This is a genomic window from Streptomyces sp. NPDC101234 (genome assembly GCF_044767525.1).
Lineage (GTDB): Bacteria > Actinomycetota > Actinomycetes > Streptomycetales > Streptomycetaceae > Streptomyces > Streptomyces sasae.
Window position 1 is genome coordinate 68,911 of record NZ_JBIWOA010000034.1, and the last position, 12,224, is coordinate 81,134.

Sequence of the window (12,224 nt, forward strand, 5' to 3'; positions counted from 1 at the left end):
TCCGGGACGGGGTGAGCCGACGGTGCCGGAGCCGCTTTCACCCGGGTGAAAGCGGCGATCACGGCGGATCTGACGTTGAGGGCGGATGAGCCCTGCGCCATGCTGGGCCCCATGCACAGCTCAGACCCCACCGGCGACGAGGCCGAGGGGCGCGGGAACCAGGACAGGACGGGACTGCGCCTGCGGGGACGGGACCGCGAGATCACGGCTGCCCGTGAGGCGCTGGACGTGGTGCGTGGCGGACGCGGCGCCTGCGTTGTCGTGGAGGGCGCCGCCGGCGTCGGCAAGACCCGGTTCCTCGGGGAGCTGGACCGGATGGCGCGGCGGTCCGGGTTCGACGTGGTGTCGGTACGGGCCGACGAGCTCGACCAGTACGTGGCAGGAGCGGCCCTGCAGGCCGCCCTGCAGTCCTCCGATGGTTCTCACCGAGCCGGCGCGGCCTCCGGCGACCAGCGGCTCTGGCTGCTGGACAGCATCACGGACGCTCTGGAGGACCGAGCCCAGCGCGCCCCGGTGGCCGTGCTGGTGGACGACGCGCAGTGGGCGGATCCCGCCACGCTCTTCGTGCTGCGCACCCTCCCCGGACGACTGGCAGCCTCGCGGATCCTGTGGGTGCTGGCGGTACGGTCGGACACCGAGCGACTGATCGTGTCCCGGGTGCGGGAGGACCTCGAACGCCTCGGAGCCCGATGGCTGACCCTCGGTCCCCTGCCTCAGCAGGCTCTGGAGCACATCGCGGCCGATGTCCTCGGGGCGACGCCGTCACCCGGTCTGGCCAGGCTGCTGCGGGGTGTCGCGGGCAATCCCTTCCTGGCCATCGAACTGGTACGCGCCTTCGGCGACATGGATGCCGGCAGGATGGAGGCGGGTGAGGCGAGCCTTCTCCAAGACGGCATCCCGGTCAGCTTCCGGCGCAGTGTCGGCGCGCGAGTGGACCGGCTCCCGGAGGACGCCGTGCGCCTGCTCCAGATCGGATCCGTCCTCGGCCGCGAATTCGACCTCGGCACGGCCGCCCGGATGCTGGGCCGGCAGGTCGGCAGCCTGCTGCCGGGTGTCGAAGCCGCGCTGAACGCCGGTCTGCTCTCGGGCGACGGCCCGCGACTGGCCTTCCGTCACGACCTCGCACGGCAGGCGGTCCACGACAACCTGCCCCTGGCCGTGCGGACCGCCCTGCACCGGGAGGCGGCCGAGAGCCTGCGCGGCACGGGAGCACGGCCTGCGGAGGTGGCCTGGCACGTCGTCATGTCGGGCGGCCCGGTCGACGACGATGCCGTGACCACCATGATCACCGCCGTACGGGACCTGTCGTCGTCGGCTCCCGAGGCGGCGGCGGATCTGGCCCAGCGGGTCGCCGGCCTGCTGCCCCCGCACGACGGGCGCCGTATCGCCCTGCTGACCGACGCCGCCGAGTATCTCGGCCGCACTCGCCGGCTGCACGAGGCGCTCGACCTGGTCGACGCCACGTTGCCGGAGGGCCTCGAACCCCTGCAGGAGGCCCGTCTGCGCCTGGTGGCCGCCGAGATCCACCAGGCCTCGGGTGACGACACCGCCGCGATGACGCATCTCCAGGAGGCCCTCGAACTTCCCGGGCTGCCGTCCGACCTGCGGGTCCGGCTGCTGAAGACCAAGGCCACGGGCCATGTCTACCTGGGGGACGTCACCGCTGCCGAGCAGACCGGGACCGGGCTGGTCGAGGCCTCCTACCGCAGCGACGATCCGGCCGTCATCGTCAGCGCCATGGTGTTCCAGTCACAGGCGGAGTTCTACCGCGGGCACCTGGACAGCGCCCTCGAACTCGCCGAGGAGGCCACCCGACGCGCCGCCACCCAGCCCGCCGCACTCTACCTGCACCCCCCGCGGATTCCGGCGCTGTGGCTGGCCACCGTGCTGCCGGCCACCGACCGGCTCGCCGAGACCGGGCAGACCCTGCGGGAGGGACAGCGCGAGGCGGAGGCGTTGGGCCTCGGCTGGTCACTGCCCCACTGGCACGCCGCCCGTGCCTGCGCACTCCTCGAACGGGGAGCCCTGGACGACGCGGCCGTGGAGGCCGAGGCCAGTCTCATGGTGGCGGACGAACTCGAGGTCACACCGGTGAATCCGCAGGCCCGTTCCGTACTGGCACTGGTGGAGATCAGACGCGGTGACCTCGCCAAGGCCGCAGACCACCTCCGCGCCGCTGGAACCGGTTCCGGCACGTACGACCAGCGGTACGGTCCGTGGGTGTCCCTCTCGCGTGCGTGTCTGGCGGATGCCGAGGGCGAGGGCGGCGAGGCGGCGGCGGTACTCGGGGCGAGCTTCGCAAGGCATGAGCCGACCCGGCTGCTCGCGCTCGCTCCGTCCCACTGGCCGACGATCGTGCGCATCGCCCTCGGCGGCGAGGACCGTTCGCTCGGCCAGGCCGTGTCCGGCGCACTGCGCAGCCTGACCGTACAGAACGAGACCCGGCAGATCATCGGGGCTGTCCGCGCCCACGTGGACGGCCTGCTCGACCGCGACCCCCGTGCACTGGAGACCGCTGTGACCGGCTACCGGAGCACTGGCCGGCCGCTGGCTCTGGCGGGGGCCTGCGAGGACCTCGGCGAGCTCATGGCGGCATCGGCCGATACGACACAGGCGGTCCGGTACCTCGAAGAGGCGGGCCGGCTGGCGTCGGCCTCGGGAGCCGGCCGTGATCAGGAACGGATCAGGCGGCGTCTTCGCCGGCTCGGCGTGCGTACCGCCCCCGTGCGGAGCTCGACGGTCGGCCCCCAAGGGTGGGGGGATCTCACCGAATCCGAGCAGAAACTGATTCCGCTCGTCGTCGAGGGGCTCACCAACCGGGCCATCGCCGACCGGCTCTATGTGTCCGTGCACACCGTCAACACCCATATGAAGCACATCTTCGCCAAGCTCGGCATCAACTCGCGGGTCGAGCTGGCCCGGCTGTCGATCGAGCGGGGTATCGGCGCCGACGAGGACGACTGAACCGTGCACGAGCAAGGTCTGCGGTGCTGAGGTCCATCACGTCATCGAGCGATAGGCGCGACCTGCGGATGGAAATCTTCGGGTGACCGCTTGATGACCGTCGGCCACTGGCCGAGACCCAACGAGGTCCCCATGCTGCGCAACTACCCTGTGCTGGGACATGTGCGCCGCAAAGCGCTACGACACGACCGACGCGCTGCAAGCCGACGACAAGTCGGTCCGGGTCCAGCCCTTCCAGTTCGCCGGCCTCCGGGCAGTTGCTGATCCAGCCGCCCGAGTCCTGGGCGGCGGATCGGCACGGCGCGGACCCGACCGATTCGCCGCCTGACAGCGGTGGCGCTCAGCTTCGGCCCCGCCCGAGTTCGGCGGTGCCGCGCGCGGTGTTCGGTGCGGGCCACCAGGCTGCGTCCGAGATCGGGGTCGCCGGTGAGCCGGTGAGTCGCGGGACGACATCGGTGACTGTGGAAATCTCGCCCCTCTCGATCGCCTGGTACCACGAGATCCAGGTTTCGATCTGGGTCCCGCTCCTGCCCCGTCGCCATCGTCGTGCGAAGGCTTGCTCAAGGGTCTCGGGTTCGTAGCGGTAGGGCCGGCCGGTGGCCGCGGCGATCCGGGTGACCGCTTCGTCGAGGGTCAGGGCCTCGGGCCCGGTGATCTCAAGGGTCGCGCCGTCGTGCTCGGAGCGGGGACCCTCGTCGAGGGCGACGGCCGTGATCACGTCGGCGATGTCCTCGTGGGTGACGAAGGCGGCCCGGCCGGTGCTCGCCGGGCCGCTGACGACGAATTCCTCGTCCGCGAGGGCGGCCGGAGTCGACGTGTAGAAGCCGGCCCGGAGCACCGTGTGGCGGATCCCGGCCCCTGTCAGGAACTGTTCGGTCAGCCACTGGTCGCGGGCGTTGAGGTACGTGGCGGCGGGCGCCGCGCCGACGAGGGACACATAGAGAACCCGGTCCACGCCGACCGCGATCGCGGCCTCGACCGCACTGGCGTGCTCCTCCAGCCGGCGGCCCGTGCGGTGTGCGGAGACCAGGACGAGGGTCGACGCGCCCTCGAGCGCCTTGCGCATGGCGGAGGCGTCGGCGTAGGCGGCCGGGCCGCGTCGCTGGGCGCCGGGCAGTTCGGGCATGCGGTCGGGGTTGCGCCCGACGAGGAATTGCGGGACGCCGCGGTCGGCCAGCCGGGCCGCGATCCGGCTGCCCAGCGCCCCGGTCACCCCGGTGACCGCCACCGTGGCGTGGTTCTTCTCGGACATCCGTCTGCCTCCGTCCGGGCCCGCGTCGATCGCGCGCCCCTCTTCCGATTGCGTCTGGCGAAAGAAATCTTGCCTCCGGCTGCCTTCCCCGGTTGCGGGATGGCGTGGTGGTTCACCGCCACGCAAGCGTCACTGTTCCCGGGAATCCGACCGCCCCGGACGCCGGGCCGCCCCGGGGCCGGGCCTGCGACCGCACCGGCGACCCGGGGACCGGGCAGCCGCTTGAGCGGGCGTCAGCGGGACGCGGGGAAGCCCAGGTCCGGACCGGACGCCGTCTCGGCGGCATCGGGCCAGCGAGTCGTGATGACCTTGCCGCGCGTGTAGAAGTGCACGGCTTCGCTTCCGTACATGCGGTGATCGCCGAAGGCCGAGTCCTTCCAGCCGCCGAACGAGTGGTAGCCCACCGGCACCGGCATCGGCACGTTCACGCCGACCATGCCGGCCTCGACCTCCAGCTGGAAGCGGCGGGCCGCGCCGCCGTCGCGGGTGAAGATCGAGCTGGCGTTGCCGTACGGGGAGCCGTTGATGATGGTCATGGCCTCCTCGTAGGTCTCCGCGCGGAGCACGCACAGGACCGGACCGAAGATCTCGTTCCGGTAGGCGTCCGAGTCCGTGCTGACCTTGTCGAGGAGCGAGACGCCCATCCAGTGCCCGTTCTCCAGACCCTCGACGGTGAAGCCCCGGCCGTCGAGCACCACGTCGGCTCCCTGGGCGGCCGCGCCCGCGACGTAGTCCGCGACCTGGTCGCGGTGCGCCTTGGTGATGAGCGGGCCCATCTCGGATGTCGGGTCGTTCCCGGGTCCGATCTTGACCTTCTCGGCCCGCTCGGCGATCCGGGACACCAGCGGGTCGCCCGCCGAGCCGACCGCGACCACCACGGAGACCGCCATGCAGCGCTGGCCCGCGGAGCCGTAGGCGGCGGTCACGGCGGCTTCGGCGGCCGCGTCGAGGTCGGCGTCGGGCAGCACCAGCATGTGGTTCTTCGCTTCGCCGAGGGCCTGGACGCGCTTGCCGCCGGCGGACGCCCTGGTGTGGACGTGGCGGGCGACCGGCGTGGAGCCCACGAAGGACACGGCTGCCACGTCCGGGTGGTCGAGCAGCGCGTTCACCGCGACCTCGTCGCCCTGCACGATGTTGAGCACACCGTCGGGCACGCCGGCCTCGGCCGCGAGCTCCGCGAGGAGTATGGACGCGGACGGGGCCTTGCTGCTCGGCTTGTGCACGAAGGTGTTCCCGCAGGCGATCGCCATGGGGAACATCCACATGCTGATCATCGCGGGGAAGTTGAACGGTGAGATGCCGACGATGACACCGAGCGGCTGGCGGACCGACGCCACGTCGATCCGGCTCGACACCTCCGTGGACGTCTCGCCCTTGAGCGCCATGCCGAGCCCGCAGGCCAGTTCGACGATCTCCAGGCCGCGGGCCACCTCGCCCAGTGCGTCCGCGTGGGTCTTGCCCTGCTCGGCGGTGATCAGCGCGGCGAGGTCGTCGCGGCGCGCGTTCAGCAGCTCGCGGTAGCGGAAGAGGATCGCGATCCGCTGCGCGAGCGAGGACGTGCGCCAGCCGGCGTAGGCCTCCTTCGCCGCGGCGACCGCGGCGTCGACCTCGTCGGCGCCGGCCATGGCCACTTGCGTGGTGACCTCTCCGGTCGCGGGGTCGGTCACGGGGCCCCAGGTGCCTGAGGCACCCGAGACGCCTTCGTAGGGCTTGCCTGCGATCCAATGGGTGACGGTCTTCATCGGCGGAACTCCTTCGAGGATGACGGTGCCGGGTCGCGAGGTTCCTGTCGCTGCACCTCGGGGGCCCTGGCTGCGTCCGGACCGGGCCGCGCTCTCAGCCAGGGGCACATGCCACCGTGGCCACGCGGGCGGGACTGCTGCTGATATGGAATCTATTGCTCAGAGTTCCGTGTTGCGGCAGATCCGAGGGCCGGGGCGCGAAGTGCCCCCCTCATGTCCCGCACTGTGGTGGCCCGGGTCACCAGATGCCGGGCGGCAGTCGGTCAGCTCTTCAGGATCCGCGTCCCGTGGGTTCGAGACCGAGGGGTCGAGCCGCCGCGAGAGTCGTCCCGTCGCGCCGGTCGTGCAGGGTGAAGTCGGCCCGGACGGCCACACCGGACTGCAGGAGCTTCTGGTGTACCAGCGGATTGCGGCCGGGGTACGAGACCACCACATTGATGTATCCCTCGGGCAGACCGGTCACGGCGTACTCGCCCCGCGCGTTCGTCGTGGTTCGCACGACCTGCCGGCCGCTGGTGTCCATGACGGTCACTACGGCATGGCGGACGGGCTGCTGTTCGCCGTCGTGGACGGTGCCCTCCAGCATCGGCAGCAGCTCGCCGAAGTGGTGGGGCCGGACCGGAAGTGCCGTCGGCACGGGCGCCTCCACGGAGGGGTCCTCCACCGGCGGTTCCGGAATGTCCTCCTGCGCGCTCTCGGCTCCCTGTCGTACGGCCGTGCGGTGGTGCCGCCACGCGTCAAGAGCCAGCAGGGTCATACCTGCCGTGATCCATGCGCACAGCACGAGGACCGGCTGGAGCACGCCCGCATTGTCGAAGTACAGGACCCCTCTCAGGCCGTCGACCGCGTTGCCCAGGGGCATGACGGTGTGCAGGCCCTGGAAGAACCTCGGCAGCAGCTGGACGGGGACGAGGCCGCTGGAGGGGACGCTCAGCACGATGTACAGGCCCAGGCCCGCGAGCGGGAAGAAGTGCTTGACGAAAGGTGCCATGCCGAGGGAGAACGTGCCCACCGCCGTGGTGAGCAGGAAGGCGATCGCCAGGGCGGCGGGGGAGTCGGGCAGGTAGCCCAGCCCCACGCCGACGAAGAAGCCCGCGGCGCTGAGGACCGCGGCGAAGCCCGCGACCGTCAGCAGTTTCCTGCGCCGGTTGAGGGTCACCGCCCGCAGCAGGGACGTCGCGAGGATGTAGCCGGGTATGTTCCAGGCGATCGCGAAGTACACCGGGGTCGTGCCGAGTCCGTCCTTGCTCACGGTGGGCGCCACGTCCGTGACCGTCAGCTTCTGGTGGTTGTGCGCCGCAAGCTGGGTGAAGCCCTTGGTCAGGGCCTGCTCAAGACTCACCCCGTTGGCTCCGGCCACGTAGAGCACGGCGTGTTTGCCCTGCGCGGCGAAGCCGGCCACGGCGTCCCGGTCCAGTACCGCCCGGCGGGCTTCCTGGGCGTCTGTCACGGCGGTGACGTCGAACCCGCCGGGATGCTGCCGTTGCAGAGCGGTGTCGACCTTGCGCGCCACCGGGCCACCGGCGATCGCGAGCTTCGCGTGGTCGGGCTGAGGCTGGTGGAAGGCCATGGTGAAGCAGAACAGCAGGCCTAGGAAGAGCAGTGCGGGGATCGTCAGGGTCTCGGCCAGGACTTTGACCAGGGTGACACCGCGGGGACGCTCGGTCCGGTGTTTCACAGAGCCACCCCCCGGGCGCCCCGGCGAGTCATGTCACTGAGCATGCGGCCGACCGGATGCCCGGCGGTCCGACGGCCGCCTCTTCGGTGCCGGTGGCCCTGTACCACCCGCGGTCCAACCAGTTTCACGGCGCTCCTCTCGGCCGCCCGCGCCCGGCCATCGCCATGGCGCCCTTCGATAAACGTACCGATCGGCACATCTACATCGGTTGGACCGTACTCGTACCGGTCGGTACAGTCAAAGCCGTGCCTCGCCCCGTCAATGCCGAAAAGCGCGCCGAACTGCTGAAGCAGGTGGTGCACCACCTCCAGCACCACGGCGTCGCGCAGATGTCGTTGAGTCCGCTCGCCGAGTCGATCGGCACCACCAAGCGCATGCTTCTGTACTACTTCGGAAGCCGCGAGAACCTGCTGGCCCAGGCGCTGGCCGCCAGCCGTCCCGACGCCCACGCGATGTTCGACGACGTCCGTGACACCGCGGAACTGTGCGAGGCGGCCCATGCCCTGTGGGAAGCGATGACCGTAGGGGAGCAGGCAGGGCCGATCCGCATGCTGCTGCAACTGCTCAGCCTGGCCGCCACCGATCCCGGGCAGTACGGCAGCATCGCGGCCGAGACCGTCGAGGCCATGGTCGGCCCCATCGCCGCGGCGTACGTCCGGCTGGGGCACTCGCCGCAACAGGCGCGGACCGGGGCCACACTCCTCGTCTCCGGCCTGCGCGGTCTGTGCCAGGACCGCCTGGTGACCCATGACGTCGCCCGTACCGACGCGGCCGCTCGCCGCCTCATCATGGGTGCGGTCGCGGCGGCCGACTGAACTTGTGCCCCCGCCCGGGCACTGATCGCGGAGCTCACCCCGAAGGCGGCGTCCGGTCCGGGTTTCCGGCGCATCGCCTCAGGGGCCGAGCGGGCATGCGGCCGACGGTCACCATCGGCGCGGCTCCGGGGGCCCCGGCCGAGGTCGGCGTACCGGCCGTACGCCCGTTCTCGGCTGCGCGGCCGGGAGGCACGGTGTCGTCCCGGATGATCCGGACAAGGCACTACGACGCCGGACCCGACCGTTGCGGCGTACGGGAAATCCGGTGACGGCACCTCCGGCGAGGCGGCGGCGTCCGCGGCGTCCACGCTCGACCCGACGGGAAGCCGAGGGCGAAGACGCCGGCCAGGCAGTAGTGGGCCGAGGAGTCGTGGGTTTTGTCCCATCACGACGTGACCAGGATCTCGGTGCGGCTTCCCGGCTCCGGTCCATACCCTGGCTGCGACAAGTCTGTGCAATTTCGACTGGCGACCTGTCAGAAAACTCGGCAAGCGGTCAGCGCAAGTCCACCCCCCAGCGGGGGCCGTCAGGTGGGGAAGGCCCGCTATAAGCTGAGTGAACAGCCCTTGACCTGCACAAAGCAGGCAGGGAGCGAATTCCGGGAGTTCTGAATGCTTCGTACTCTGTTCAAGTCCAAGATCCACCGAGCCACCGTCACCCAGGCCGACCTGCACTACGTGGGATCGGTGACCATCGACGCGGACCTCCTCGACGCCGCGGACCTGCTGCCCGGCGAGCTGGTCCACATCGTCGACATCACGAACGGCGCCCGGCTGGAGACGTACGTCATCGAGGGCGAGCGGGGCTCGGGGGTCGTCGGGATCAACGGGGCGGCCGCCCACCTCGTCCATCCCGGCGATCTCGTGATCATCATCAGCTACGCTCAGGTCACCGATGCCGAGGCACGTACGTTTCGGCCGCGGGTCGTGCACGTCGACCACGGCAACCGGGTCGTGGCCCTCGGTGCCGACCCGTCCGAGCCGGTCCCCGGATCGGACCAGGAGCGCAGCCCGCAGGCCGTATCGGCCTGACCGGCGGACCAGGAGGGCGACATGAGCGACATCGAGATCCGCGACGACCGGGAGGCCGGCCGTCTGGAAGCGGTCGCCGACGGCGAAGTCGTCGGCCATGTCGAGTACTTCGTGCTGGAGTCGCCCTCCCGGGCCCTCGTGCCTGTCCACACCATCGTGGAACCGGAGCACGAGGGGAAGGGCATCGCGGGCTCCCTCGCCCGTGAGCTGTACGCGATCGCCGAGCGTGAGTCCATCGTGGTGGCCCCGCTCTGCCCGTACGTCGTCAGGTGGGCCGAGCGCCACCCCGAGGCGGCCCCGGCGGCCGACCCCGAGCTGCTGCGCGCGGCGAAGGAGTGGCTGATCGCCCACCCCGGCCGCTTCTGAGCAGCCGCACCTGCCGGCGGTGGCCGCGCCCGGCCCTGACGGCGGCAGTACGGGCGGTGCGGCCACCCGGGGGAGTGCGCGAGCGCTGGTCGGGTACGTGGGGCAATAGGCCCCCAGAGGCGACGTCGAGCCACTGGCCGGAGGACACCATGACCACCCCACACCCCCCGGACCCCTACCCCAGCCCGGTACCCACCCCCGAACCACCCCCGGGCCCCGACCCGACCCCCACCCCACCACCCCCGGGCCCAGGTCCCACCCCGCCCCCGCAGCCCCCGGACCCCTCACCGTCCCCGATCCCCCCGGGTCCGGAACCAACACCTGCCCCGGAACCTGGCCCACCCCTGACCTGACGACAACAGGCAGCACATTCAAAACGCGCCTGATCGAACTCACCTCTCAGGGGCGCGGGGAACCGCGCAAAATCCCACGACGGGCCCGCACCGAACCGACGTGCTCGGCCCTCACGCACCTCAGGGGCGCGGGGAACTGCGCAAGATCCACAGCGCACCCGCACCGAACCGACGTGCTCGGCCCTCACGCACCTCAGGGGCGCGGGGAACTGCGCAAGATCCACAGCGCACCCGCACCGAACCGACGTGCTCGGCCCTCACGCACCTCAGGGGCGCGGGGAACTGCGCAAGAACCACCGCGCACCCGCACCGAACCGACGTGCTCGGCCCCCACGCACCTCAGGGGCGCGGGGAACTGCGCAAGAACCACCGCGCACCCGCACCGAACCGACGTGCGCGGCCCTCACGCACCCGAGGGGCGCGGGGAACTGCGCAATCCGCAACTCCCCGCACCCCTCACCAGCCAACGGCCGGGCTCACGCAGTGACTTCGCTCCGGTCCCCGCCCCACAGCGTGTGGAACGCGCCCTCACGGTCCACCCTCCGGTACGTGTGCGCCCCGAAGAAGTCCCGCTGCCCCTGCGTGAGCGCCGCAGGCAACCGCTCCGCCCGCAGCGCGTCGTAGTACGCCAGCGCCGCCGAGAAACCGGGCACCGCCACACCCTCCCGGGTCGCCGCGATGATCACCTCGCGCCAGTCGTCCTGCGCCGCCGCGATCTCTCGCGCGAACGTCTCGTCCGACAGCAGGCTCGGCAGGTCCGCCCGCGCGTCGTAGGCCGCACGGATCCGGTCCAGGAACGCCGCCCGGATGATGCAGCCGCCCCGCCAGATCGCGGACACCGCACCGAGGTCGATGTTCCAGTCGTACTCGTCGCTGCCCGCCTGGATCTCGTGGAAGCCCTGCGTGTACGACACGATCTTCGACGCGTACAGCGCCTGCTCCACCCGGTCCGCGAACGCCGCCGCCTCCGCCTCGGACAGCGCCGTCGGCTTCGGACCGGCCAGCTCGCGGGACGCGGCCCGCAGATCGGCGTGGCCCGACAGGGACCGCGCGAAGACCGCCTCGGCGATGCCCGACACCGGCACGCCCAGGTCGAGCGCGATCTGGACCGTCCAGCGGCCGGTGCCCTTCTGCTCCGCCTGGTCCACGACCACGTCCACGAACGGCTTGCCGGTCGCCGCGTCCACGTGCGCCAGCACCTCGGCCGTGATCTCGATCAGGTACGAATCGAGCCGGCCGGTGTTCCAGGTACGGAAGATGTCCGCGATCTGCGCGGGGGAGTACCCGGCGACATCGCGCAGCAGCTGATAGGCCTCGCCGATCAGCTGCATGTCGGCGTACTCGATGCCGTTGTGCACCATCTTCACGAAGTGCCCGGCACCGTCGGGGCCGACATGCGTCACACAGGGCGCGCCGTCCGCCGCCTTCGCCGAGATCTTCTCCAGCATCGGGCCGAGCGAGTCGTACGACTCCCTGGGGCCGCCCGGCATGATGCTCGGTCCGTGCAGCGCGCCCTCCTCACCGCCGGAGACGCCCATGCCGACGAAGTGGATGCCCTGCTCGCGCAGCGCCTTCTCCCGGCGCCGGGTGTCCGCGAAGTGCGCGTTGCCGCCGTCGATGATCATGTCACCGGGTTCCAGCAGCGGCGCGAACTCCTCGATCACCGCGTCCGTCGGACCGCCCGCCTTCACCATGATGACCAGCCGGCGCGGCCGCTCCAGCGCCTGGACGAACTCCTTGGCGGTCTCGGCCGCGATGAAGTCGCCCTCGTCCCCGAAGTTCTCCACCAGCTCGTGTGTCTTCGACACCGTGCGGTTGTGCAACGCCACCGTGTAGCCGTTGCGCGCGAAGTTCCGGGCGAGGTTGCGGCCCATGACCGCCAGACCCGTGACGCCGATCTGCGCCGAAGTGCTCATACCGCCTGCTCCTCAAAGATCAAGTCGATCCCATAGCACGTGCAAGGGATGCTGCCGCCGCTCATGACCGCCAGTATTGCCCAAAGGCCATCCTGACCCGCCGTCCG

9 protein-coding genes are annotated in these 12,224 nt (G+C 71.1%); 5 read left to right on the forward strand and 4 right to left on the reverse strand.

The genetic code is table 11. From position 1 onward, the window contains the following. Positions 1-111: 111 nt before the first annotated feature. Positions 112-2,964: a helix-turn-helix transcriptional regulator gene (locus tag ACIRR9_RS42900; protein ID WP_403764066.1), complete on the forward strand. Its 2,853-nt coding sequence runs from the start codon at positions 112-114 to the stop codon at positions 2,962-2,964. Positions 2,965-3,124: 160 nt separating this feature from the next. Next, complete coding sequence (locus tag ACIRR9_RS42905; RefSeq protein ID WP_403764068.1) at positions 3,125-3,292, forward strand: hypothetical protein; 168 nt, start codon at positions 3,125-3,127, stop codon at positions 3,290-3,292. 12 nt (positions 3,293-3,304) lie between these two features. On the opposite strand, the gene ACIRR9_RS42910 is transcribed toward ACIRR9_RS42905, so the two are convergent. The 3 genes from ACIRR9_RS42910 to ACIRR9_RS42920 all read right to left on the reverse strand — a co-directional run bounded on the left by ACIRR9_RS42910 (position 3,305) and on the right by ACIRR9_RS42920 (position 7,636). Then, positions 3,305-4,216: an NAD(P)H-binding protein gene (locus tag ACIRR9_RS42910; protein ID WP_403764070.1), complete on the reverse strand. Its 912-nt coding sequence runs from the start codon at positions 4,214-4,216 to the stop codon at positions 3,305-3,307. A 233-nt stretch (positions 4,217-4,449) separates the two neighbouring features. Continuing rightward, positions 4,450-5,958 (reverse strand): CoA-acylating methylmalonate-semialdehyde dehydrogenase, encoded by a 1,509-nt coding sequence (locus ACIRR9_RS42915; protein WP_403764072.1) that lies wholly within the window; start codon positions 5,956-5,958, stop codon positions 4,450-4,452. Between the two features lie 271 nt (positions 5,959-6,229). Further along, positions 6,230-7,636 carry a carboxypeptidase regulatory-like domain-containing protein gene (locus tag ACIRR9_RS42920; RefSeq protein WP_403764074.1) on the reverse strand — a complete coding sequence of 469 codons (1,407 nt, stop codon included), beginning with the start codon at positions 7,634-7,636 and terminating at the stop codon, positions 6,230-6,232. A gap of 245 nt (positions 7,637-7,881) precedes the next feature. On the opposite strand from ACIRR9_RS42920, the gene ACIRR9_RS42925 reads away from it, so the two are divergent. The 3 genes from ACIRR9_RS42925 (at position 7,882) to ACIRR9_RS42935 (ending at position 9,848) form a co-directional block, all read left to right on the forward strand. Then, positions 7,882-8,451 (forward strand): TetR family transcriptional regulator, encoded by a 570-nt coding sequence (locus ACIRR9_RS42925; RefSeq protein WP_403764076.1) that lies wholly within the window; start codon positions 7,882-7,884, stop codon positions 8,449-8,451. A gap of 611 nt (positions 8,452-9,062) precedes the next feature. Further along, positions 9,063-9,482: an aspartate 1-decarboxylase gene (gene panD, locus ACIRR9_RS42930; protein ID WP_403764078.1), complete on the forward strand. Its 420-nt coding sequence runs from the start codon at positions 9,063-9,065 to the stop codon at positions 9,480-9,482. Between the two features lie 21 nt (positions 9,483-9,503). Then, positions 9,504-9,848, forward strand: coding sequence for a GNAT family N-acetyltransferase (locus ACIRR9_RS42935; RefSeq protein WP_403764080.1), 345 nt, complete (start codon positions 9,504-9,506; stop codon positions 9,846-9,848). An 829-nt stretch (positions 9,849-10,677) separates the two neighbouring features. On the opposite strand, the gene gndA is transcribed toward ACIRR9_RS42935, so the two are convergent. Continuing rightward, entirely contained in the window at positions 10,678-12,117 is a 1,440-nt protein-coding gene (gene gndA / locus ACIRR9_RS42940; RefSeq protein ID WP_403764082.1) for an NADP-dependent phosphogluconate dehydrogenase, read from the reverse strand. Positions 12,118-12,224: the final 107 nt, after the last annotated feature.

Excerpts from the sequence above, each read along its gene's own strand:
- ACIRR9_RS42900 (WP_403764066.1), top strand. The coding sequence starts at position 112 with ATGCACAGCTCAGACCCCACCGGCGACGAGGCCGAGGGGCGCGGGAAC.
- ACIRR9_RS42905 (WP_403764068.1), top strand. The coding sequence starts at position 3,125 with ATGTGCGCCGCAAAGCGCTACGACACGACCGACGCGCTGCAAGCCGAC.
- ACIRR9_RS42910 (WP_403764070.1), bottom strand. The coding sequence starts at position 4,216 with ATGTCCGAGAAGAACCACGCCACGGTGGCGGTCACCGGGGTGACCGGG.
- ACIRR9_RS42915 (WP_403764072.1), bottom strand. The coding sequence starts at position 5,958 with ATGAAGACCGTCACCCATTGGATCGCAGGCAAGCCCTACGAAGGCGTC.
- panD (WP_403764078.1), top strand. The coding sequence starts at position 9,063 with ATGCTTCGTACTCTGTTCAAGTCCAAGATCCACCGAGCCACCGTCACC.
- ACIRR9_RS42935 (WP_403764080.1), top strand. The coding sequence starts at position 9,504 with ATGAGCGACATCGAGATCCGCGACGACCGGGAGGCCGGCCGTCTGGAA.
- gndA (WP_403764082.1), bottom strand. The coding sequence starts at position 12,117 with ATGAGCACTTCGGCGCAGATCGGCGTCACGGGTCTGGCGGTCATGGGC.